This is a genomic window from Thioclava sp. ISO4, from assembly GCF_058105145.1.
The window spans coordinates 2,816,631-2,838,897 of sequence record NZ_CM176571.1 but is presented as its reverse complement, the minus strand read 5'-3'; the positions used below and the strand labels follow the sequence as shown (position 1 = coordinate 2,838,897).

At 60.7% G+C, this 22,267-nt stretch carries 19 protein-coding genes; 10 read left to right on the top strand and 9 right to left on the bottom strand.

All coding sequences use genetic code 11. The annotated features are described in order from the left end of the window. Nucleotides 1-80: 80 nt before the first annotated feature. On the bottom strand, nucleotides 81-569 hold the full coding sequence (locus tag AC2TZ7_RS13910; protein ID WP_489864683.1) for a hypothetical protein: 489 nt from the start codon (nucleotides 567-569) through the stop codon (nucleotides 81-83). A 1,105-nt stretch (nucleotides 570-1,674) separates the two neighbouring features. Here AC2TZ7_RS13910 and AC2TZ7_RS13905 point away from each other — a divergent pair. After that, a complete protein-coding gene (locus tag AC2TZ7_RS13905) occupies nucleotides 1,675-2,535 on the top strand; it encodes a transglutaminase-like domain-containing protein (RefSeq protein ID WP_489864682.1) in 861 nt (286 codons plus the stop codon). Nucleotides 2,536-3,113: 578 nt separating this feature from the next. Continuing rightward, nucleotides 3,114-4,895 carry an SLC13 family permease gene (locus AC2TZ7_RS13900; RefSeq protein ID WP_489864681.1) on the top strand — a complete coding sequence of 594 codons (1,782 nt, stop codon included), beginning with the start codon at nucleotides 3,114-3,116 and terminating at the stop codon, nucleotides 4,893-4,895. Between the two features lie 136 nt (nucleotides 4,896-5,031). On the opposite strand, the gene AC2TZ7_RS13895 is transcribed toward AC2TZ7_RS13900, so the two are convergent. Together AC2TZ7_RS13895 and AC2TZ7_RS13890 are read right to left on the bottom strand one after the other, a co-directional pair. Continuing rightward, entirely contained in the window at nucleotides 5,032-5,217 is a 186-nt protein-coding gene (locus AC2TZ7_RS13895; protein WP_489864680.1) for a hypothetical protein, read from the bottom strand. Between the two features lie 57 nt (nucleotides 5,218-5,274). Then, a complete protein-coding gene (locus tag AC2TZ7_RS13890; protein WP_489866820.1) occupies nucleotides 5,275-6,006 on the bottom strand; it encodes a Crp/Fnr family transcriptional regulator in 732 nt (243 codons plus the stop codon). A gap of 151 nt (nucleotides 6,007-6,157) precedes the next feature. Between AC2TZ7_RS13890 and AC2TZ7_RS13885 the strand changes: the two genes are divergently transcribed. Together AC2TZ7_RS13885 and nhaA are read left to right on the top strand one after the other, a co-directional pair. Continuing rightward, nucleotides 6,158-6,400, top strand: a complete 243-nt coding sequence (locus AC2TZ7_RS13885) for a hypothetical protein (RefSeq protein WP_489864679.1) — start codon at nucleotides 6,158-6,160, stop codon at nucleotides 6,398-6,400. A 459-nt stretch (nucleotides 6,401-6,859) separates the two neighbouring features. Continuing rightward, on the top strand, nucleotides 6,860-8,176 hold the full coding sequence (gene nhaA, locus AC2TZ7_RS13880; RefSeq protein ID WP_489864678.1) for a Na+/H+ antiporter NhaA: 1,317 nt from the start codon (nucleotides 6,860-6,862) through the stop codon (nucleotides 8,174-8,176). A 260-nt stretch (nucleotides 8,177-8,436) separates the two neighbouring features. Here the strand turns inward: nhaA and AC2TZ7_RS13875 are convergent, their stop codons facing one another. The 4 genes from AC2TZ7_RS13875 to AC2TZ7_RS13860 all read right to left on the bottom strand — a co-directional run bounded on the left by AC2TZ7_RS13875 (nucleotide 8,437) and on the right by AC2TZ7_RS13860 (nucleotide 11,791). Next, entirely contained in the window at nucleotides 8,437-8,748 is a 312-nt protein-coding gene (locus tag AC2TZ7_RS13875) for a hypothetical protein (protein WP_078601403.1), read from the bottom strand. A gap of 19 nt (nucleotides 8,749-8,767) precedes the next feature. Beyond that, nucleotides 8,768-9,787, bottom strand: a complete 1,020-nt coding sequence (gene hflC, locus AC2TZ7_RS13870) for a protease modulator HflC (protein WP_489864677.1) — start codon at nucleotides 9,785-9,787, stop codon at nucleotides 8,768-8,770. Next, entirely contained in the window at nucleotides 9,784-10,851 is a 1,068-nt protein-coding gene (hflK, locus tag AC2TZ7_RS13865; protein WP_489864676.1) for an FtsH protease activity modulator HflK, read from the bottom strand. Before hflK ends, hflC begins: the two co-directional genes overlap by 4 nt. A 595-nt stretch (nucleotides 10,852-11,446) precedes the next feature. Next, complete coding sequence (locus AC2TZ7_RS13860) at nucleotides 11,447-11,791, bottom strand: hypothetical protein (protein ID WP_489864675.1); 345 nt, start codon at nucleotides 11,789-11,791, stop codon at nucleotides 11,447-11,449. Nucleotides 11,792-12,492: 701 nt separating this feature from the next. On the opposite strand from AC2TZ7_RS13860, the gene AC2TZ7_RS13855 reads away from it, so the two are divergent. The 4 genes from AC2TZ7_RS13855 (at nucleotide 12,493) to AC2TZ7_RS13840 (ending at nucleotide 15,434) form a co-directional block, all read left to right on the top strand. Continuing rightward, complete coding sequence (locus AC2TZ7_RS13855; protein ID WP_489864674.1) at nucleotides 12,493-12,873, top strand: hypothetical protein; 381 nt, start codon at nucleotides 12,493-12,495, stop codon at nucleotides 12,871-12,873. Next, nucleotides 12,870-13,283: a hypothetical protein gene (locus AC2TZ7_RS13850; RefSeq protein WP_489864673.1), complete on the top strand. Its 414-nt coding sequence runs from the start codon at nucleotides 12,870-12,872 to the stop codon at nucleotides 13,281-13,283. The genes AC2TZ7_RS13855 and AC2TZ7_RS13850 overlap by 4 nt, the downstream gene beginning before the upstream one ends. Before the next feature lie 350 nt (nucleotides 13,284-13,633). Then, on the top strand, nucleotides 13,634-14,923 hold the full coding sequence (locus tag AC2TZ7_RS13845) for a plasmid recombination protein (protein WP_489864672.1): 1,290 nt from the start codon (nucleotides 13,634-13,636) through the stop codon (nucleotides 14,921-14,923). A gap of 97 nt (nucleotides 14,924-15,020) precedes the next feature. Continuing rightward, the gene (locus tag AC2TZ7_RS13840; RefSeq protein ID WP_489864671.1) at nucleotides 15,021-15,434 is read left to right on the top strand and encodes a hypothetical protein; all 414 of its coding nucleotides are present in this window, start codon (nucleotides 15,021-15,023) and stop codon (nucleotides 15,432-15,434) included. A gap of 235 nt (nucleotides 15,435-15,669) precedes the next feature. Here AC2TZ7_RS13840 and AC2TZ7_RS13835 read toward each other — a convergent pair whose 3' ends face one another. Then, complete coding sequence (locus AC2TZ7_RS13835) at nucleotides 15,670-16,605, bottom strand: nucleoside hydrolase (protein WP_489864670.1); 936 nt, start codon at nucleotides 16,603-16,605, stop codon at nucleotides 15,670-15,672. Between the two features lie 195 nt (nucleotides 16,606-16,800). Between AC2TZ7_RS13835 and AC2TZ7_RS13830 the strand changes: the two genes are divergently transcribed. Then, nucleotides 16,801-17,574 carry a hypothetical protein gene (locus AC2TZ7_RS13830; protein WP_078540622.1) on the top strand — a complete coding sequence of 258 codons (774 nt, stop codon included), beginning with the start codon at nucleotides 16,801-16,803 and terminating at the stop codon, nucleotides 17,572-17,574. Between the two features lie 85 nt (nucleotides 17,575-17,659). Here AC2TZ7_RS13830 and AC2TZ7_RS13825 read toward each other — a convergent pair whose 3' ends face one another. Next, entirely contained in the window at nucleotides 17,660-18,661 is a 1,002-nt protein-coding gene (locus AC2TZ7_RS13825) for a Fe(3+) ABC transporter substrate-binding protein (protein ID WP_489864669.1), read from the bottom strand. Nucleotides 18,662-18,892: 231 nt separating this feature from the next. Here AC2TZ7_RS13825 and AC2TZ7_RS13820 point away from each other — a divergent pair, with 231 nt between their 5' ends. Beyond that, nucleotides 18,893-22,267, top strand: a complete 3,375-nt coding sequence (locus AC2TZ7_RS13820; RefSeq protein ID WP_489864668.1) for a transglutaminase family protein — start codon at nucleotides 18,893-18,895, stop codon at nucleotides 22,265-22,267.

Genomic DNA, 22,267 nt, shown 5'->3' with positions numbered 1-22,267 from the left:
GGAGACGAAGCAGAGCTGCAAGATCCGTCCGCCTCGGTGAGAAGGCGGACGAACGCTGCAGCCCCGATCGGCGGCGCGCTCTAAGGTTGGATGAGAGGTTTCGGGCGGTAGATCGCGACACGCGGCCTAAGCCGTGATCGAACCTCGCGCGGTGCGGTTGCGAGCAGCGTCTCGACCGCTTCGAATTGTTCGCGCTGTGCCGGGCCGAGGCGCCCGATACGAGAATTGCGCTCGAACAAGTCGGACCCGGTCGCGATGAAGAGCCGATGCGATGCGCGAAACATCGTGGGGCGATAGAGCCCGCAAGCGGCGGCTTGATCGTCGCCAGCAATGACGATGTCGTCTTCGCGCAGCAGCCGGCCCTCGGGGCTAACTCCGGGCGCGACGATGTTCATCGGTGTATCTCCGATCAGCCCGCGCGAGAGGAGCAAGCAAGGGCGCGTGCCGGGCGGGATGTCGAACTCGCCATCACGTTTGCGGTCGGAGCCATAAGGGAAGCGCATGAGGAAGATATCGCCGGGTTTGAGCTGTCCACCGGGGAGCAGCCGAAGGTATCGATCGTGGAGCATGAGTGCCTCGTGTCGTTGAAAAGGAAAACGACGCGCGGAACCTCACCAACGAACCCCGATACGCGGCCTCGGGGCTTGGCTTGATTGCGTGCGTCAAAGACGCTGCACGCAAGCAAGACATGCGCCGTGGCCTGCCCTCCCGCGACCCATTGATCGCCCGTCTGCGGGCAGATCACGCGGGTGCCGGGGAGAGCGTCGAGAGGGGTGACATCCCTCTCGACCCGCCGGGGGCGCCGGGAGAGTTCGGAGAGGGTGGCGCGCGCCTCTTCGATCCGTCGGAAGGACGCCGAGAGGGTCCGGGGAGATTGGCGAAAGTCTCCCCCGGTCCGCCGGATGGGCGCCTTAGGGTGCAGGGAAAGTGGCGAACGATCCCTGCCCTGGGGGTTTGGGGGATGTGGAGCTTCCCCCATGCGGCGCGCAGCGGCGCCGGGTCTGGGGCTGTGCCCCAGCGAACGCACGGGACGCGCTATCGGCCGAAGGACGATTGCGCGGCCTGTCTAGTGAGTAGAGGCCCCTGCGCACCGGTGAGGAAAAGGCGTGTCGAACGAGGGAGTGCGTGGGGCAGCTGCGTTCGAAGCGCGGGCGGGCGGACCAGTCTTGGAAAGGGACAGCCAACGGAGAAATTCATCTGCATCAGCCTTCCGCAATCGGCCCACAACTGCCATTGACTGTGATTCCGTTCGCCGCGCCACGGTTCCCCTTACCTGAAATTGACTGCCAAGCGCAGCAATTTCAGTTGTCGGACGTTCGCTCAGCCGACAAATCTCCCATTTAATCAACAAACGTGAAGTTTGGCTCCAACACGCTTTGCGTGGCCGTTACAGAGTGGTTGTGAAAGAAATAACATCGTTTTCCGAGAAGCGGGATTTCATATTAGGATAGATCATCGGGAGCGCGATCGAGAAAGACAGAGCTCGCAATCACACGCGCCGCCCCCATATTGAGATCAATACCTGCCCAGGTTTGGGACCGCTGATGCGAGTTCGCCGAGTTCGCAAGACTACTTCTGCCGATCTCCTGATTTTCTGCGAATAAGAGGCCCGAACCACGCGCCCGATCTGGATAGGTGGGCGCCCGACCGCATACACATCGAGGAAAAAGCAACATGGCATCGCCGCCCCCGTCCAATCCGTCGACGTCCGAGGACGCAGACAACAAATTGCGTATCAAGATCGGCTGCCGGTTTGATCTCCGACTGACCCAGCCGACCCCGATGATAGCTCTGCTCAATGTGCATTTCTCGCGCGCTGGTGATCTGGAATATCCTGACCACGTTATCACCACGCCAAAGGTCCCGCTCAGTGCCTATCGCGACGGGTTCGGCAATTGGTGCACACGTCTTGTCGCTCCCGAAGGCCTGTTCAGCATAGGCACCGACACCATCATTGCAGACAATGGTCTTGTCGATCCAATGCCGCCTGAGTCAGGGACAGACCGAATAGAAACGTTGCCGGGCGAAGTACTCGTCTATCTTCTGGGTAGCCGCTACTGCGAGACCGACGTCTTGTCCGAGACGGCTTGGCGCCTTTTTGAGTGCACGAAACCGGGCCGAGAGCGCGTGCAGGCGATCTGCGATTTCGTACACGCCCACATCCAGTTCGACTATCTCGCCGCACGTCCCACGCGAAGCGCCGCACAGGCTTATGCCGAGGCGCAAGGCGTGTGTCGTGACTACACTCATCTCGCGATCACTTTCTGTCGATGCATGAATATCCCAGCGCGTTATTGCACTGGCTATCTCGGCGACATTGGACAGCCGCCGCCCTACGCGCCTGGCGATTTCGCCGCTTGGATGGAGGCCTGGCTGGACGGTCAGTGGTGGGTCTTCGATCCACGCAATAACACCCCGCGGATCGGGCGCATCCTTGTGGCACAAGGGCGCGACGCTGCCGATGTTCCGCTGATCCATTCCTTTGGAATGAATACCCTTGAGGGCTTTGAGGTCTGGTCGGATCAAATCTCTTGATATCGTTTGCAAGCGTCGAGAAGAGGTCCTTCAGGACTTGCTTTCTGGAAGACAAGGTCAGCTTAGGTATGCCGCGCAACGTTATTTCCTTGTGAAACCTGTCCCCTTTGTCGGTTCCAGTCTGCCGATTTGAGCTGACTGAGCCTGGATGCCACCGTCTGCGGACGGAATTCATTCCACGCACTCGTGGTAGCGTCCGGTGAAGAGAATGAGGGCATGGCATTCGATCATGTCCGCCAGCTCGCCTGCTGGGGCGGTTCCACTGTCGATTCCCAAGTGCATCTCCGGTCTCCTGTCAACGCAGTTCATCAATTGCGTCGTATGCGGGGGAGAGGTGGCTGGCCAATGTAACGCCAAATTTGCGAGCCAAGGCTATTCGTGGTGATAGGTTTTGATAGCTGCCGTTAACGCTGCAAAGTCCATAAGAGAGCTAAAAGTTAGCTGCCCCCGAAATTCAGACACTGACACAAGCTACGATTTGCAGTCTGCTTATCTTCGACGAGAAGAAGATCAGAGATATGGAAACGCAAGCAGCACGCGCCCGAGTTCATGGCGAAGGTCGCACTGGAGCCCCCCGAATGACACACCTGCCGCCCTACGAACCTTATCTTGCGCTCATACTCCTCTTGGTTCTCTTCGCCGGTTTCCTATACGAGCGGTACGCCCCTGAGGTGACGGCCGCTGCCGTCGCGGCGTTGTTCGTCGTTTTTGGCTTGGTGCCGGAAGACGCTGTTCTATCGGTCTTTTCGAATCCCGCGCCTATTACCATTGCCGCAATGTTTGTTCTCAGCGGCGCCCTGGTACGCACCGGGTTACTTGATGCGTTGGCAAACTGGGTCGTCGCCGCCGCTGGTCATCGTCCCATCGCGGCAACAAGCGTGTTTCTGGCTTCAATTCTCGTGGCTTCGGCTCTCATGAACAACACACCTGTCGTGCTGGTGCTCATCCCGGTTGCCATACGACTAGCCCAAAGCCTTGGGCTGGCGGCGACGCGCCTGTTGATCCCGCTCTCTTACGTAGCGGTGCTCGGCGGAACCTGCACGATGATCGGAACCTCGACAAATCTGCTGGTGGATGGTGTTGCGAGAGATATCGGGCTGACGCCCTTCTCGATACTGGAAATTACACCCGTCGGGCTGGTGGCCGTGACTGCAGGCGGACTTGCCTTGCTGCTTCTCGGGCCGTTTCTGCTTCCTAACCGCAAGGATCAGACGGATTTGGGTGCAGCAGGTGAAGCGGATTTCCTGACCGAGCTGCGACCCAGAGATGATTTCTGGGGTCTCGGTCGCCGATTGGGGGATATCGACGATCTGATACGTCCGGGAGTGACGGTGGTCGGAGTACGTTCCGGTGCAGAAGTTAGACGTCACAATGTGCTCGATCACGTCCTAGCCGCTGGTGATCGGCTGATCGCGGTTATCCGAACGTCCGAACTTCTGACATTGAGAACCAGGGAAGGATGGGATGTCGGACTACGTCAGGGACCGGCGACCGGAGAAAACACAGAAACTACAGTCGCAGAGGCGATCGTCACACTATCGCATCGCAGCCGCGGTGTACGTATCGCGCAGCTCACCATCGGGTTCAGGTATGGCATGCGTGTTCTAGGCGCACATCGCCATGGGGAAAGCCTCGGACCCGACCTCTCGACCATGCGCCTCAGACCTGCGGACAAATTGCTACTGGAGGGAACGGACGAAAGCTACGGCCGTTTGATAGAGGCCGGGGACTTGGCTGGCGTCACGAGGGCCGGTGGGCGTCCGTTTCGACGTGGCAAGGCCCCGCTCGCGCTCATGGCGCTGACTGCGGTTGTGGCCCTGGCTGCAATGGGTGTGGCGGACATCAGCCTTGTTTCCCTTGTTGCCGTGGCCTTCATCCTCGTCCTACGCTGCATCGACAACGACGAGGCATGGAGCTCTATCGACGCGGGAGTGCTCGTCCTGATCTTCTCTATGCTCGTAGTCGGCGCGGGACTGCAGCACTCGGGTGCGATTACCCTGATCGTCGGCGCCGTTGCGCCTCTACTCGTGGACATGCCCCCGATCGTCGCCTTGGCAGCGGTCTATTTGCTTGCTTCAATCTTGACCGAGGCGGTCACCAACAGCGCCGTCGCGGTTGTCGTGACACCTCTGGCGATCGGGCTGGCAGTCCAGATTGGAGTTGATCCGCGCCCCTTTGTTGTCGCAGTCATGTTTGGAGCGAGCGCGAGCTTCGCGACCCCGATCGGCTATCAGACCAATACGCTGGTCTATGGAGCCGGCAACTACAAATTCACGGACTTCATCAAGATCGGCCTGCCGATGAACATTATCGTGGGTGTCGCCGCAGTCCTGGCAATTCCAGTGTTTTTTCCCTTCTAAGTCAGCCGATGAAAGAGCGGCCTCGAAAGCTCCTTGGCTGGCAAAGTGTGATCACGATATGTGCATGGCCTCCACACCGCCAGATCAATACTGCAGTGCTGGGAGCCGATTTGGATCGTGTTCAGTTGAACGGCACCTAATCGCGGACCAGATCAAACTGCGCCGAGCCACAGGCTAATCCGCGTGCGATGACGCGCCCGAAGGTTCGAAGAAAGACGCGGCGCCACAGCCCCTCCTTGTAGCCAAAAAAGCTCAAAAGGAAATGAGCGAGGCTGAGACGAACGTGGAACTCGACGCCGCCAAACGCGCGCTTGGTTGACATTCCAGTGTCTATCGCGACACGCCTCAGAAGCGTGCCGAGGGCTGAGGGGGCGACCGGTCATTTCAGAAGCGGCCCGGTCTGATCCAGATACGCCGGATCAAACCCGGCGAAATCCACCAACCGGCTGTAGTCGTGAAACGTCACGTGGCTGTCCCGGAAGGTCACCAGGCAGCTTTCGCGCAATTGCCGCAACACGCGGTTCACATGTACCGCGCTCAACCCAAGCGCATCGGCAAGATGATATTGCGTGAGCGGGCAGTCGTATCCTGCCTTGCTCCCCATGCCCACCAGAGCCAGTCGCGATCCCAGTTCCAGCAGGAAATGCGCCATACGCGCACCCGCGTCCCGCCGCCCAATCCCGACGAGATGTTCAACCACCATCGCCTCATCCCGCGACGCCGCCCAAAGGATAGCCGTTGCGAGCCGCGGTGTCTGCGCGAACGCATCGAGGAGATCGCCCGTCAAGACTTCGGCTGCCTGTATGTCCACGACTGGCTCGAAACTGTGGTCCGAGGTGCGCAAAAGTACGCTTCGCAATCCCAGAAAATCGCCTGGCACCTGGAAATCGACGATCTGTCGCGTCCCATCCGGCTGTATCTTGTAGGAGCAGACCCAGCCCGCGGACAGGATGTAGGCGGCCTGATCCGATTGCCCTTGATGCGCTATATCTCGCCCTGTGACAAAGGACCGCCGACGTCCGTGCAGACGCGCCAGCACGGCAAGTTCGACCTCTGACAAAGCGACGAATGCCGATAGCTTTCGGGCGAGCGGGCTTGCCGTGGCCGGTATCGTGAGCCGTTCCTTTCGGTTGCGAAGGATCTGCCGAGATTAGTACAGGGACTGCTCTCGATCAGTTCAACATAGAGCATTTCGTGCAAGAAGGGGGATCGCATCGACCGGCTTCACGGCCAGACGTGATACGATGAAAGGACTACACCGGATGTCTACGTCGAACGACGCTGCAGGACTGGCTGCCCTTTCGATATGCGAGTCGCTTCTACTTGCAATGAATGATCGCGGGCTGCTGCCGGAGAGCGAGATAGTTGGTGTGCTGCGCGACGCTGCAGCCACCCACGAGAACACCATAGACGCTGAGCCTGACGCCGAAATCCACCGGGTAGTGGCGGCCCTCATCAACCAAATCATCGCGGGGGGCAATTCAGTGCGGAGACCACCAGCATGATGCATCAAATCGCAGCGGAGATGCACCACCCATGAGGTTTTCGTCCTACACAGGCAACAAACAGCCACAACAGCCTAGCCAATGGAAGGCGACTGGAACATTCAGGACGCAGCCCTGCAAGGAAGTTCACACTATGCGTAGCTCGGTATCCTGCGCTGGATCAGCGCAAACATCGGAGTTCACCATGTGCATCATCTGGCCAGTCGCATTCCCTTCTACCGCCTGGACGAGGTTATCCGGAACCACGACGTCCTGGCGCAGACTAAGCGCATAACACTTTGGGAAAGCTTCGACTGCGCGCGCCTCCTCCTCTGGGATGAGCAGCGCCACAGACTCTTGTCGTTCGCGAAGGCCCGGGCACTTTCGGCCTAAGGCTGTGCGATTTGGCTGAAGGACACAGAAACAAACCCCGGTTGCGCGCGCAGCGCCACTCAGGATGGAAAAAGGCAAATCGGTCCAATGATCGACAACCTTACAACTCTGCCACGTGAAGCCGCCGACAAGCTCGCGCGACCCTTTGCACGCTTTCTGAAAATCGAAGCGGCAGCCGGTGTCCTTCTTCTCTTGGCGTTGCTACTGGCTTTGGCACTGGCGAACTCGCCTTGGCACCACGTCTTCCTGGATTTTTGGGAAACTCGTATCGGTCTGACACTCGGTTCATGGGATTTCACCCGCTCCCTGCGCCACTGGGTCAACGACGGGCTGATGACACTCTTCTTCTTTGTGCTCTCGCTCGAGCTCAAGAGAGAAATCGTTCTGGGCGAATTGAGAAACCCAAGACAAGCCGCCCTACCTTTAGCGGGGGCCGTGGGCGGCATGGTGGTTCCAGTCGCAGTGTATTTGGCGCTGATGTCCGAGGAACCCGGAATGCATGGTTGGGGAACCGTGATGGCAACCGATACGGCATTCGTGATCGGGTGTCTGGCGCTTTTCGGAAACCGGGTTCCACCTATCCTGCGTCTTTTCTTGCTCTCGCTGGCGATATTCGATGATGTCGGCGCAATCCTTGTGGTCGCGCTCGGATACGGAGGCGCCCTGAACTGGTCTGCAGTCGGGTTAGGTCTGTTGGGCATTGGAGTCGTTGCAAGCGCCTCGCGGCTCGGTATCAGAAGTTTCCCGGTCTATTCAGTGATGGGAGTGGGAATCTGGCTGTGTTTTGACGCATCCGGCGTCCATCCGACCATCGCTGGCGTCATTCTAGGCCTCATGACCCCCACCCGCATCTGGGTCAGCGATGCACGTCTACGAGGAATCCTGGGACGTTTGCTGGCCCATCCTGCAGGCGAGTATTGGAGCGGCGACACCGCAGAACGCGATGATCTACTCCAGGCCAGGATAGCCGTTACGGAATCTGTCTCTCCAGTCGAGCGTCTCGAGATGATTCTGCACCCTTGGGTCGGCTTTGCAATCATGCCGATCTTCGCGCTGGCGAATGCTGGCATCACGTTTCAGAGTGCCGATTTGCGACAAACGGTCTCTTTGGCGATCATTGCCGGACTGGTATTGGGAAAACCGATCGGCGTTCTCGGTTTCAGCTGGCTTGCAGTTCGTTCCGGCTTTGCGGCTCTTGCGCCGGGCCTGTCCTGGCCCTTCGTCGTGGCCGGCTCGTTTCTCGCGGGAATTGGGTTCACGATGTCACTATTTATCGCGAGCCTGGCCTTCGATGCGACGATGCTTAACGCTGCGAAACTGGGGATTCTATCAGGGTCGGCCATCGCTGCCATACTGGGCACTCTGATACTGCTTCAATTGACGCGACTCACGACGCGGGAATGAGAAGCAATGCAAGACGGAGCTCCCGGACGGCGACCTTAGAGTGTCCAGGATTTGGGATTTGAGCCGAGGCGCGGCAATCCATCTCCGATCGGCGACTTGACGAGAGCGTTGGCCGCACCGCCCCTTGCCATGAGCGCGACACTTTGCACCGTCGGAAAAACCACTCCCCGAAGCCTTCGCTCGGAAACGGAGACAGAGACGCTCTTGCGTTACATCGTTGAGTGCTCACACATGCCGGTGAATTTAATCTACGAGTTCGTTCATCGACCCGCACCATCCTCTTCGATCAACCGTGCCAGATCAGCAAGCGCGCGCTCGATGAGTTCCTGTCTCCTGCCATCGCGGGCTTCACCGGTTTCGGAGTAGCGCCGTATCAGATACTGCGCCTTGAGCGCTGCCTCGTGCCAGTTGGCGGCAGGTTGGGCGAGGAGCTGCACTTCAAGTTCCTCCTGCCGCAAGCGGAGCGCTCTCTGGTCGGCTTCGAAATCCTTCAGGGAATGCCGCCGGATATCGGTCGCGATTCTGCCTTCGGCGCTGCGCCTTGTATCGAGGTCAACCGGGTCGTCCGTCATCGCCGTTTTCTCCCTTGCATCAGCGTTCGACCACATTTTCGGGTCCTGCGGCGGGAGGCAATAGGTCTACGCTCGACGTTCCTGCTTCCATTGCCCTTAGGTATCCGAAGAGCTCGCTGTCAGTCGTGAGAACGAGTGTCGTTTCTCCCGATATCATATCCTTGTAGGCCTGCATGGTCCGAGTAAACGCATAGAATTCAGCAGCCTCGGGATTGATATTGTAGGCTCGTGCGTAGATGTCCGCTGCAGAAGCATCTGCCAGACCCCGGATTTCTTCCACGTCCCGATAAGCTTCGGATTGTATCTTATTTAAGTCCCGCACACGATTGCCGCGGATACGCGCAGCTTCGCCATTGCCTTCGGACAGGAAACGCTCGGCGATCTGACGTCGCTCCGAGATCATGCGATCGTAGATTTTCGGCCGCACGCTTTCGTTGTAGTTGATCCGCTTGAAGCGAATGTCGAGGAGGTCTATCCCGAAGACGCGGACCTTCTCTGCGGCGGCCGCGAATATCTCCTGCTCCACCATTGCCCGGCCCTTTTGTATGGGGACCAGCGCGCCGATGTCTTGCGCGCGTTCTTCATCTGTCAGCAGCGTGTCCCGTAGCGGCACTCGGTCTTTCGTTGTCCGAATGATTTCGATCAGCTCGTGCTTGGCGACGGCATTGCGGGTCTCACTGCCAAGAATGTCGTCGAGCCGCGATTGCGCGCTGCGCTCGTCGCGCAACCGAAGAAAATACTGCAACGGATCAGTAATTTTCCAACGGGCAAACAAGTCCACGGATATATAGAGCTTATCCTTGGTTGGCATGTCCGAAGGGTTGCCGTCCCACTCGAGAACCCGGCGGTCAATCCGATTGACCTCCTGAATGAAGGGAAGTTTCAACTTTAGGCCAGCTGTCGTAACCGGCTTCCCAATGGGTTTGCCAAATTGCGTAATGATGGCCTGCTCGACCTCGCCGACCGTATAAAAGGCTCCCGGAGCGGTCACGACAACCGCCATTGCGAGTCCTGCAAGAATTCCAAATTTCATTTTCATGGCTTATCCTCACGGGCCCGATCAAGCGTCAGAAGCGGAAGAATGCTCGCGGTCGAGCCGTCGACGATAATCTTCGAACCGATTTCTGGCAGCACGTCCTGCAGCGTTTCGATGTAGATACGCCGCCGCGTAACTTCGGGCGCCTTCACGTATTCGGCCAGAAGCGCGGTGAACCGTGCGGCGTCGCCTTCGGCCTCGTTGATCCGCCTCAGGCGGTAGCCGTCCGCTTCACGGATGCGCTGGTCTTTCTCGCCCTCGGCCAGCGGAATGACTTTGTTGTATTCGCGGCGCGCTTCGTTGATTAGGCGCTCCTTCTCCTGCTGCGCCTGATTGACCTCATTGAAAGAGGCTTGAACAGGTTCGGGCGGATTGATGTTCTTCAGCTGCACCTGGTCGATGCTGATTCCCATCGCATACTTCGTGGTCAGCGCCTGCATCTTCAGGAGCGCTTCGCTCTCGATCTCCTGCCGGCCTATGGTGATGACTTCGTCGACCGTGCGGTCGCCGACAACCTCGCGCATCACGGACTCGGAAACATAGCGAAGCGTCGCGCCCGGCTGACGCACCTCGAAGAGGAATTTCAGAGGCTCCGAAATGCGGTATTGCACCACCCATTCAACGAGAGCGGCATTCAGATCTCCGGTTACCATCTCGGTTTCGCGGCGCCCGTCGACCGGGCTTTGAAACGGATCACCCGCACCCGGTGTTGTAAAGCCGAATTCTTGTTTCAGCTGACGTTTCACGGGGACTAGAGTCGCCGCATCAATGCCAAGCGGAAACTTGAAGTGGAGCCCCGGCGGAACCTCTGCAGTGTATTTCCCAAATCGCTGAACGACTGCGACTGAGTCGCTTGGAACCGTGTAGTAGGACGACCAGGCGACAACCGCGAAGAAGGCGGCCGCCCCCAACACCGCGATGCTCCTGGCAGGCGGCAGACCACCGGGCAGTAGCCCCCCCAAACGTTCGCGACCTTGGCGGAGAATGGCCTCAATCTCTGGTGGTGCACGGTTCTGTTTCGTGCCCCAAGGCCCTCGATCGTCCGGGCCGTCATCATGATCCGGCATGCTGTTTTCCTCTTTTTCTGGCGTGGCCAGGTCTGATGAGAGAGGGAACCGAAGTGTCTGCTTGCGGCCAAGGCGCGGCGATCGTACGTTCAGCCGTTGCCTCCGGGACCTTCGGTGAGAAATGCGTGATCCGGCCGGACGATCTGCACGCGGTTGCGCGGTCTTGCAGATATTCGTGTCCGCACAGCCAGTCGTTACCGGAATATTGCAGAAAGGCGTTTGCCGGTGCGGGGATCGGGTCGCAGGGTGCCCCACCCACCTTTTCGTATCCACCGCGGCATTCCCATCCCGCTCCGTAGAAACGATGCGCTACAAAGGCATTCGCCGCGATTTCGGTGGCGACGCTCTTAGCACCATCTACCCGGTGGCCCACATGGCAGAGTTTCAGCCTCCGCTATAACTGCGTGCCTTCGCGCTCTCCGGGATCGTTCTAGTGCCGTCCTGAGCAAGAACGGGAAACGCGAGAGAGGTGGCCACGGCAGTCAGCTTCACAATAAGGTCCCAAAGGACCTGCTACGTGGATGCTCATCTGTTTGATGTGCTCGATCCTTATCTTTTCGCTGCCGGTGTCCGGGGGCCGTTCCATTTGGACGCGTTAGAGTTCGAGCTTCGCGAGACAAGCTTGCGCGATGTCGCGGTCCGGAGCGTCGGTTCCGGGTACGGTCGCCCATCCGGCCTCCATCAGGACAGCGCGCTTCTGGTAGGTTGAGGCAGCGCGAATTGTTTCCAGCTTTGCATCCCGCTCCGGGTCGGTCCGGGCCATTTCCACGCAAACGGGGACCATGGCCGCGACAACATCGTCATGAGCCATGGTCATGGCCCTGTCGCTCGCAGTTCCGCCGGTCACCCAACCGCCCCAGGTAAATCCAACAATGCCAACAATGACCGCGCCGATTGCAGCTCCATAGATGCCAGGATTGAGCCATTCAGGAGTGTTCATTTCAAGTCCTCCGACGGGGAAAGCGCCGTCTCGCTATTTTGCTTCACGGACCTTCTGTCCGATTCAAGTGCCGTTTCCAGATCGTGCTCGCTGGTCGATCGCAGTTCGACCTGTCTCTCCATTCGTCCCTTTTGCGCGGACGATGAGATGCGTGGTCGTCCGTCGGTAGACCGCGAAGCTGAGGCCTTCCGAAAAACTCTTCCTCAACGACCACGTCGTAGTCGTCGGCGGGCAATTCATCCGCGTAACCACAACGGGAGAAGATAAACGGGTGTCTTCTGTCACGGTCGAATTGGTCGAGCGGATGGCCATACCTGGTCTCCGTTCTGTCTCCAGGGGGGCAGCACCAAGTCCACGCACACGCCATGGTTTCGGGGAGACGGCTTAGGTTACTGATATCGATAACTCTACTCGGCGACAGGAAGTCATGCACTGACTCATGTTAGCCTCGCTCCCAATGGTGAGCTTCCAGACAAGACCGGGCCAGGTATGGCAGTCAGGGGCGAGGGCTTGGCGGCAGACTGATCTACGTCAGCACGCATAAGGCCGAATACGGGCAGGATCGAAGCAATTCGATGGATCTTCAGCTGGTCTTGGCGAACCAAGCCATACTGCCTCCAAACCTGCTGCGATCCGGAACTACATAGAATAGGGAAAAAACAATGTCTGCGGCCGGTATCCTCACCCCCCATGACCCCGCAATGGAACGGTTTCTCTACGCCTCGGTCGGCGAAGACCGAAACGGCTCCATCGTGACTGTGCTCTCTGCGCTTGCGAGGCTAGACCTCGATCCTTGGGAAGTGACCGCCGAGCTCGTGTCTTCGGGTCGTGAGGCTGCTGTCTCGCGCTTGAGTACGCTGCTGTCACGCTGCCGAGACGTGCCCGCACTTGCGACAGAGAATGGGGAGGTGGCACGCACCCTCGCCCCTCTTCTCCCGGTTCCCGCACCGGCCGCTGCGAGTTTCAGCGATGCGATGAGTAAGGGGATCGTGTTCTCGCCGGGAACGATCCTGGCAGCAGCGGTCGTGATCGGGATCCTGATCCAGGTTTTCCTTTCCGGCACATGGGAGACAGCCGAATGACCCTCTCCGTACCGCGAAGGACGACTCGCGACCATGCTGCAAATAATATTGGCAGGGCATCTCCACCGGATCAGGAAATTCTCTGGGAAATGGAAGAGCGCTTCTGGACCAGTGGCTCCGAGAACGCGCGCGCCACAACCGCAGATAACGCAGTCATGATCTTTCCCTATCCGCCAGGTATCCTTCAAGGTGATCAGATCTGGCATGGCCTTAAGCGGAGAACCGGCTGGCGGTCCGTGGTGATGGCTGAGCGTCGAGCAACGCAATGTGGCGATGTTGTCATTCTCAGCTACCATGCCTCCGCTGAGAAACCCGATCTGCCCATCTATGAAGCACTTTGCGCCTCCACCTACTTGAACGATACGGGCCGCTGGCTACGCACTTCACATCAGCAAACTCCAGTCGACTGAGCCGCGTAATGTGCTCCTAGAGCGTTTCCGTATTTGTCTGAAACGAGGTCAGATTCCCGATAGGGTTGTTCAGAATCTGGTTGAGAGGGTCAGCATCGGAGACGAAGCCGTTTGCAAACAATCTTCGAAAGACCCAAGCTCGGAAGCGGAGCGGTCTAAGTATTTGTCGGCATCAAATGCACACGGCCGCAAGGTTGGGAATTATCCTTTGGCGCCGTGCCTCATCTAGCCGCTTGCCCCCACCATGCGCCAAACAAGTACCTTCCGGGTAGATATCGGGGGAAATTCACAGCGATTTCCGCGCCAAATGACATGAACCCATCTCGATCTCACAAGCACGGAGATCGACTATGTCATCAGCACCTAAAACCTACTACCCAATCGTCATGCGCATGCAAGGCATGCACCCCCGTAATCTAGCGGGTTACGAGAAGCACCGGATGCGCCGTGGGGGCGACCACGGCCATTGCGAACGCACTCTCATGGCGCAAAACCGGCGCCTCATCGGCTCCGAGAGTTGGGCGCAAGATGCTTGGGACGAGATCCAAGACATGCGCCATGCAAACCATCTCCTCGAATTGGAGCAACTGCGCCGCCGGCGTCGGAAGACGGAGCTTAAGAATGCGCTTTTCCGGGGGCCGCGCGACCCTTGGCGCGCAACCCGGCACGGTCCGCTGCGCGAAATCATTCTGACGGTAAACAAAGAATGGTTCGACAAAGACCTCACCGAGTTTCTCGGCGAGAGCGGCCCGACGCGAGAAATGCAATTCGAGACTCGAGCCAAGGAGTGGCTCGTGACGAACTTCGGCGATGACTGCGTTCATGCACGCGCCGATCTCGACGAAACAGCATATCATATCCATGCGGTGATCATTCCTCGCGCAGTAACAACCGATGGTCGGCGTATGCTGCAGCCGGCAGTCCATCCGCTGATCCGTAGCTATGAGAAAGCGCAAGATAGCGTCGGCGCATGGTTCGCAGAGATCGGCCTCCAGCGCGGCGAGCGTCGCAAGCAAGCCCTGAGGGAGGCGCTCAAGCACAACAAGAAAGTCCGCGAAGCGCGTGCGAATGGAGCGGCCGATCCTGGAACCGAGATCGCGCTGCCAGAACATCGCGAACACGTCAGCCCACGGAAATGGCGCGAGAGCCAGGAGATTGAACTCGCCACTCGCGACAAGGTGGTGAAGGAGGTCGAGGAAACCCTCGCTGCGGAAAAATCGGCGCTCGCAGATCAAGAGCGTACCGTCACGCAGCGGCAGCGAGAGGCTCAGTCCGTGCTCGATGTCGCTGCTGCCGTGGCTGAAGGCCGCGTGGATATTGTCTCCGAAACAGACGAGACGGCGCGACAGGATGCTCAAGCCGATACGGGATTGCCGGTGCAGACCATGTTTGGGCGCGCGCTCGAGGTCCTCCGACAACGAGCGCGCAAAGAAGCACGCACCGAACTCGATGATGAGTTCACCCAGATCAAGGCGGCAGACGCAGCGCTCCTCGAGATCGCGAAAACGCTGCCCGACAAAGCCCGGGAGCGTCTCGCACAAGCGCGCAGATCGCTTTCGTTGCCGCTTAATGCACTTCGCCGCCGCTTGTCGCACGCCCACTCGGACGACACCGATCGAGGCCCTACCGAGAAAACCTGAAAAAGTTCGCGAATTCGATTTCCGCGCTCAGCGCGATGAACCCACCTCATCATCAGCGGCCAAGAAGCTTCGCGACAGGCGCGAGGCGGACGCTGCAATGACCGCCACGAAAGGATTGGACCACATGGCACAGAAAAACCGACATCCCGTCATCGACTGGAACCGCATGACCGACCGCCAACGGCAAATGAAAGCGCGGGCGGAAAACCTCACGGCGCAGATCGCTCTTGATCAGCACCGCGAACATGACCGCGCGAATAAAGCCCTTTTCGCAAGCCTCGAGAGCGTCTTGGCACAACTTGCAGGTACGCCCAAAGCAGTCGAGTTCTTCCGCCTGTTCAGCGAAACAGCAACGCTCGCCAACGCCAAACGAATCGCAAATCATCCCGACTGCCCGGACGACGTGCGCGACGAAATCGCGCAGCGGATCGAGAAGGCTGGTGCCGCCCGTAGCCACGAAGGCGTTGCACGCGCTGCGCTCGGGAAGCCGGACAACGCCAGCGAAGGCTAACGGGGCTTAAATCATCCAAGACGAACAGAAAGGGCGCGGTGTATTCCGCGCCCTTTTCTCTTTGTCACGGGCTGCGCAACAAGTAGCCAAAGACGGAAACGGGCAAGCTCAAGCGAATACCGCTAGTCAGTTATGGAAAGCCAGGCTATCTCGCTGACAACTATCGGTCGGGCTAGGCCCCCTGTCCCTTAAGTTTGTCGCCCTACGGCGACGGGGGGCAGAACCCCTCCGCGCGTTACAGCCGCGCGATCCGCTCGGTCAGGAGCGTGTAGAACCCTTCGGCATCCAGATCGCCCATGAACATCGCGTTCGGCGCCCGGTCGGTCACGCGCCACCAGTCGGCGACGGTCATGCCCATGGTCAGCTCCGAAGTGGTCTCGATTTCCACGTTGATATGCCGCCCCGAGAACAGGTCGGGCTTGAGCAGATAGGCGATCACGCAGGGATCGTGCAGTGGCGCGCCCTCGGAGCCGTATTTCGCCATGTCGAAGCGCTCGAAGAAGTCGGTCCAGCTCGCGACCGCATGGCCGACGCGGGTGCCGAGATTGCGGAACGCCTCGACCCGGGCGCGGGTGGTGAGCGCCTTATGCGTCACGTCGAGCGGCATCACCACCAGCGGCACGCCGGATTTGAACACGATCTCGGCGGCCTGCGGGTCGACATGGATATTGAATTCGGCGGCGGGCGTGGTGTTGCCCACCTCGAAATAGGCGCCGCCCATCAGCACGATCTCGGCGATCTTCTCGGCGATATCGGGGGCGCGGCGCAAGGCGGTCGCGATATTGGTGAGCGGGCCCAGAGGGCAGAGCGTGACGCTGCCGGCGGGATGGGCGCGCAGCGTCTCGATCAGGAAGTCGACCGCGTGCTGGTCCTGGAGCGGCATCTGAGGCTCGGGCAGGTCGATCCCGTCGAGCCCGGTCTTGCCATGGACATATTCCGCCGTGACCAGTTCGCGCGCGAGCGGCCGGTCGCAGCCTGCATAGACCGGCACATCCGTCCGCCCGGCCAGTTCGCAGACCACGCGCGCGTTCTTCGACGTCAGCGGCAGCGGCACGTTCCCGGCGACACAGGTGATGCCCAGAACTTCGAGGTCGGGGCTGGCCAGCGCCAGCAGGATCGCCACCGCGTCATCCTGTCCGGGATCGGTGTCGATGATGATCTTGCGCGCCATTTTCGCCTCCTTCGCGGGTCCGGCGCGACCTTGGCGTGGTGTCGCGGCGATGTCCAGATATGGGTGCGCATGACCCTCGGGCACACCAAATGGACATTACCTATGCGTGTGTTCGCCGCGAAGCTTTCCTGCGGTCGGCCACATTTGGCCACATTCGGTATTTAGACCACTAACTGCAGGGAAGGACACCCAGACATGAACCAGCATCACATCTTCATCGCAGCGCCCGCTTCGGGTGGAATGAGTGGCCAGATGGCACGCACGCTTGGCTGTGGGCAGGACGCTTTAGCCCGCGCAGGCTACGGTCCGGCGGTGATCGGGGCTGCGGCTGGCGGGCGTGTCCACCTCGATTCGCAACTGATCGGCGATGCGGCGGCGGGGCTCTATCACCTCTTCGCCCGGGCGCAGGAACGGGCCGAGCGCTTCCGCGAGGCGCTGAGCGGTTCGGTCGGGCGCGTGGTGCTCTACGCGCCGAGCTATGAAGATTATTACCCGGCGCTCTGGCGTGATCTCGCCGCGCGCCGCCCGCTCAAGCCTTTCGCCGAGCTGACGCCGCGCCTGATGGCGCGTCCGCGCCGCTGGGTGAACGTGGTGCGCGATCTGAAAGCGGGGCTCAACCCGCGCGAAATCATCGTGCTGCCGCATGGCTCGAAGATCGGCGAGGCGATGGCCGCGCTGGTGCCGGGCGCGTCGCTCGATCCCGCGCCCGATGCCGAGACTGCGCATGCCGATACGGTGATCGCGATGATGCAGCGCCTGCACCATTCGGGCGTCGTGATCGGGCCGAAACAGAAGCGCCGTCTGGCGCGGTTCCATCACCAGCAGCCGCAAGGCACGCCGATCGCCGAGTTCGATCCGCTCGACCGGGCCTCGCTGCAGCGCCGCTACGAGCAGGATCTGGAACAGATGGCCGCCATCGACGGTGTGCGCATCGGCCCCGACGAGGCGCTGCAGATCGCGGCCCAGTAACCGCTACGGTTGCGCTCCAATTCCGGACAATGAAAAAAGCGGCGCCCGCTGGACGCCGCTTTCTTTGTTTCGGGTCTGATCGCGATCAGCCGTCGAGATCGACCTCGTCGATCAGCTTCAGCGCGGTCGGGCGAAGCTCTGCCAGCGTCGCGAGATCGAGCGTGTCGGGCGTGAACTCGCCCCAGCTTTGCACCAGTTCGGAGCGCGCAACGCCCGGCTTGATCGGGAATTCGTGGTTGGTCTGGGCGTAGATTTCCTGCGCCTCATCCGAGACGAGGAATTCCATCAGCTTGAGCGCATCGTCGCGGTTCGGCGCGGATTTGGTCATCGCCATGCCCGAGACGTTCATATGGGTGCCGCCTTCCTCGAAGACCGGGAAGGTGATGCGCACGGAATTGGCCCATTGCGCCTGCTCGGGATCGGCGAGCATCTGGCCCATGTAATAGGTGTTGCCCAGCGAGATGTCGCATTCGCCCGCCCAGATCGATTTCACCTGGCTGCGGTCATTGCCTTCGGGCGTCTTGGCGAGGTTCGCCTTCAGCCCTTCGAGCCATTCCTTGGTCGCCTCTTCGCCGTGATGGGCGAGATAGGCCGAGGTCAGCGCGACATTGTAATCCGAGGTGAAGGAGCGGGTGCAGATGCGGCCCTTCCATTTATCGCTCGCGAGGTCTTCATAGGTCGTCACCTCATCATCGGCCACGCGCTCTTTCGAGGCATAGACGATGCGGGCGCGCGAGGTCAGGCCGAACCAGTGGTTCTGCGGGTCGCGGAATTCGGCGGGGATCGCGTCTTGCAGCGCCGGGTCCTCGACCGCTTGCGTCACGTCCGCATTCACCACTTCGCTCAGCCGCGCGATGTCGACGGTCAGCACCAGATCGGCGGGGGAGCGGTCGCCCTCGGCTTTCAGGCGCTCGACCATGCCTTTCTCGACATAGGCGATGTTCACCGCGATCCCGGTCTCTTCGGTGAAAGCGTCGAGCACGGGCTGGATCAGTTCGGGCTGACGGTGGGAGTAGATGTTCACATCCGCAAGCGTCGGCGTGGCGAGGGCCGTGCCCATCAGGGCGAGGGCGAGGGTCCGGGTCATTGAAGTCTCCATTCGCGTTTTCGTGAGCGAAGAGGTAGCTGCCGTTCACGAACGCGTCAATGCCTGAGTGAAACAATCGGAAATAATTTGCCGCCCGCTTCCTGCCCGCTTTTTGGGCGTTCGATTTCCCGACAGGCAGGGGCGGGGCGCATTTTTCGAAATTGTCGCTTTTACCGAAGCCCTTGCTCCGTCATCGTGATCTGGCGAAGACCTATTGCGGGAGCGAGACTTATGGCGATCCATGCCAGCATTTATCACCTGACCCATTACACCTATGACCGTCCGGTGACGCTCGGCCCGCAGATCATCCGCCTGCGTCCCGCGCCGCATTCGCGCACCCGGGTGATCTCGCATTCGCTTAAGGTCTCGCCCGGTGGGCATTTCGTGAATCACCAGCAGGATCCCTATGGCAACTGGCTCGCGCGCTTCGTCTTTCCCGAGCCGGTGACCGAGCTGAAGATCGAAGTGGACCTGACGGCGGACATGACCGTCTACAACCCGTTCGACTTCTTCACCGAGGAATTCGCCGAGGAATGGCCCTTCGACTATCCCGAGGAGCTGCGTGACGACCTGTCGATCTACCGCACCCCCGAGCCGGAAGGCCCGCTGCTGGCGCAGTTCATCGGCGAGATCGACTATACGATCAAAGGGACGGTCAATTTCCTCGTCGCGCTGAATGCGCATCTCTCGAAGGTCGTGGATTACACCATCCGCATGGACCCCGGCGTGCAGACGCCCGAGGAGACTTTGGCGAAACGCTCGGGTTCTTGCCGGGACAGCTCGTGGCTCTTGGTGCAGGTGCTGCGGCATCTCGGCTTCGCGGCGCGGTTCGTCTCGGGCTACCTGATCCAGCTGAAACCCGATCTGGAGGCGCTCGACGGGCCGTCTGGCACCGATCACGACTTCACCGACCTGCATGCATGGTGCGAAGTCTTCATCCCCGGCGCGGGCTGGATCGGTCTGGACCCGACGTCCGGGTTGCTGACCGGCGAGAGCCATATCCCGCTGGCGGCCACGCCGCATTTCCGCAATGCCGCGCCGATCTCGGGGGGCTTTTCCTCGGTCGGCAGCCCGGAGGTGAGTTTCGCCTTCGACATGACGGTGGACCGGGTGGCCGAACATCCGCGCATCACCAAGCCGTTTTCCGACGTGGCGTGGGACCGGCTCAATGCGCTGGGGCGCAAGGTGGATGAGAGCCTTAAAGCGGGCGATGTGCGCCTGACCATGGGGGGCGAGCCGACCTTCGTCTCCATCGACGACTTCGAGAGCGACGAATGGAACACCGCCGCCGTCGGCCCGCAAAAGCGTGCGCTGGCCGATGAGCTGATCCGGCGGCTGCGCGATCGCTTCGCGCCGGGGGGCTTCCTGCATTACGGGCAGGGGAAGTGGTATCCGGGTGAGAGTCTGCCGCGCTGGACCTTCTCGCTTTACTGGCGGCGCGACGGCAAGCCGATCTGGCGCGACGAGGATCTGATCGCCAAGGAGGGCGACAAGACCGGCGCGGGGCCGGAAGAGGCCGGCACGCTGATGCGCGGGATCGCGGAGCATCTGGGGATCGAGCCCGATCACGCCCAGCCCGCCTATGAAGACCCGGCCGAATGGATGCTGAAAGAGGGCAATCTGCCCGCCAATGTCACGCCCGAAGACAGCAAGCTGAAGAACCCCGAGGATCGCGCGCGTTTCGCGCGGGTCTTCAATCGGGGGCTGGAGACGCCCACGGGTTACATCCTGCCGGTGCAGCGCTGGCAGGCCAAGGCGAAGCCCGGCCATCGCTGGCGCTCGGAGAAGTGGAAGACCCGGCGCGGCAAGCTGTTCCTGATCCCGGGCGACAGCCCCGCGGGGTTCCGTCTGCCGCTGGGCGCGCTGCCCTATGTGCCGCCCGCGCAATATCCCTATCACTACGTCACCGATACCTCGCTGCCGAAAAGCGATCTGCCCGATTTCCATGCCGAGATGGAGGCCGCCGCCGAGAAAGGCTTGGTCGACAAACCCACGGAGGAACACAGCCAGCCCGTCTCCGAGGCGCAATCGGCCGAGCCGGGCCAGACCATCGTGGAGCAGGATCTGGATACGGTGGGCGATGTCGTGCGCACCGCGATCTCGGTCGAACCCCGCGACGGGCGGCTATGCGTCTTCATGCCGCCGACCGAGGATCTGGAGGATTACCTCGAACTGATCGCTGCCGCCGAGGAAAGCGCCAAGGCGATGGGCCTGCCGATCCATATCGAGGGCTACGCGCCGCCGCATGATCCGCGCCTCAACGTGATCCGGGTCGCGCCCGATCCCGGTGTGATCGAGGTGAATATCCATCCCGCCCATAGCTGGGAGGATTGCGTCGCCACCACCGAGGCGATCTACGAGGAGGCCCGTCAGTCGCGGCTGGGCGCCGACAAGTTCATGATCGACGGGCGTCATACCGGCACGGGGGGTGGCAACCATGTCGTCGTGGGCGGGGAGACGCTCCTCGACAGCCCCTTCCTGCGCCGCCCCGATCTGCTGAAATCGCTCATCCTGATCTGGCAGCGGCATCCCTCGCTCAGCTACCTGTTCTCTGGCCTCTTCATCGGCCCGACCTCGCAGGCGCCCCGGATCGATGAGGCGCGGCACGATACGCTCTACGAGTTGGAAATCGCGCTGAGCCAGATCCACCCGCCCGAGGCTGGCAACGTCCCGCCGCCGTGGCTGGTGGACCGGCTGCTGCGCAACATGCTCACGGACGTGACGGGCAATACCCACCGGGCGGAAATCTGCATCGACAAGATGTATTCGCCCGACGGGCCGACCGGTCGCCTTGGCCTCGTCGAGTTCCGCGGTTTCGAGATGCCGCCGGACCCGCGCATGTCGCTCGCGCAACAACTGCTGCTGCGCGCCATCATCGCGCGGTGCTGGAATGCGCCCGTGGAGGGTCGCCCGGTGCGCTGGGGGACGGTGCTGCATGACCGCTTCATGCTGCCGCATTACCTGTGGGAGGATTTCACCGATCTTCTCGCCGATCTGCGCCGCCACGGTTTCGATCTCGATCCGCAATGGTTCGAGGCGCAATCGGAGTTCCGCTTCCCCTTCTGCGGTCAGATCGAGGCGGAAGGCGTGCATCTCGAGATCCGTCAGGCACTGGAGCCTTGGCATGTGCTGGGAGAGACCGGCGCCATCGGTGGCACGGTGCGCTACACCGACAGCTCGGTCGAGCGTTTGCAGGTGAAGATGACCTCGCTCCATCAGGACCGCTACAAGGTGATGTGCAACCGTCGTCCCGTGCCGCTGGCGCGCACGCAGGAGAGCGGGGTCTCTGTCGCGGGGGTGCGGTTCAAGGCGTGGCAACCCGCCGAGGCGCTGCATCCGACGCTGCCGGTCAATGCGCCGCTGACGTTCGACATCTATGACGACTGGACGGGCAGGGCGATCGGGGGCTGTGTCTATCACGTGGCCCATCCGGGGGGGCGCAACTACGACACCTTCCCGGTGAACGGCAACGAGGCGGAAGCCCGCCGACTGGCGCGGTTCGAGGGGCATGGTCATACCCCGGGGGCTTATCGTCCGGAACCGGAGACCCCCCATCCGGAGTTTCCTCTGACGCTTGACCTGCGACGTCCTGTCGGGCTGAGTTGA

Coding starts and splice junctions, on each gene's coding strand:
- AC2TZ7_RS13835 (WP_489864670.1), bottom strand. CDS start 16,605: ATGGCGCGCAAGATCATCATCGACACCGATCCCGGACAGGATGACGCG.
- AC2TZ7_RS13850 (WP_489864673.1), top strand. CDS start 12,870: ATGACCCTCTCCGTACCGCGAAGGACGACTCGCGACCATGCTGCAAAT.
- AC2TZ7_RS13885 (WP_489864679.1), top strand. CDS start 6,158: ATGTCTACGTCGAACGACGCTGCAGGACTGGCTGCCCTTTCGATATGC.
- AC2TZ7_RS13900 (WP_489864681.1), top strand. CDS start 3,114: ATGACACACCTGCCGCCCTACGAACCTTATCTTGCGCTCATACTCCTC.
- AC2TZ7_RS13845 (WP_489864672.1), top strand. CDS start 13,634: ATGTCATCAGCACCTAAAACCTACTACCCAATCGTCATGCGCATGCAA.
- hflC (WP_489864677.1), bottom strand. CDS start 9,787: ATGAAAATGAAATTTGGAATTCTTGCAGGACTCGCAATGGCGGTTGTC.
- AC2TZ7_RS13830 (WP_078540622.1), top strand. CDS start 16,801: ATGAACCAGCATCACATCTTCATCGCAGCGCCCGCTTCGGGTGGAATG.
- AC2TZ7_RS13840 (WP_489864671.1), top strand. CDS start 15,021: ATGACCGCCACGAAAGGATTGGACCACATGGCACAGAAAAACCGACAT.
- AC2TZ7_RS13905 (WP_489864682.1), top strand. CDS start 1,675: ATGGCATCGCCGCCCCCGTCCAATCCGTCGACGTCCGAGGACGCAGAC.
- AC2TZ7_RS13855 (WP_489864674.1), top strand. CDS start 12,493: ATGGAACGGTTTCTCTACGCCTCGGTCGGCGAAGACCGAAACGGCTCC.
- nhaA (WP_489864678.1), top strand. CDS start 6,860: ATGATCGACAACCTTACAACTCTGCCACGTGAAGCCGCCGACAAGCTC.
- AC2TZ7_RS13825 (WP_489864669.1), bottom strand. CDS start 18,661: ATGACCCGGACCCTCGCCCTCGCCCTGATGGGCACGGCCCTCGCCACG.
- AC2TZ7_RS13875 (WP_078601403.1), bottom strand. CDS start 8,748: ATGACGGACGACCCGGTTGACCTCGATACAAGGCGCAGCGCCGAAGGC.
- AC2TZ7_RS13860 (WP_489864675.1), bottom strand. CDS start 11,791: ATGAACACTCCTGAATGGCTCAATCCTGGCATCTATGGAGCTGCAATC.
- hflK (WP_489864676.1), bottom strand. CDS start 10,851: ATGCCGGATCATGATGACGGCCCGGACGATCGAGGGCCTTGGGGCACG.
- AC2TZ7_RS13820 (WP_489864668.1), top strand. CDS start 18,893: ATGGCGATCCATGCCAGCATTTATCACCTGACCCATTACACCTATGAC.
- AC2TZ7_RS13895 (WP_489864680.1), bottom strand. CDS start 5,217: ATGTCAACCAAGCGCGCGTTTGGCGGCGTCGAGTTCCACGTTCGTCTC.
- AC2TZ7_RS13910 (WP_489864683.1), bottom strand. CDS start 569: ATGCTCCACGATCGATACCTTCGGCTGCTCCCCGGTGGACAGCTCAAA.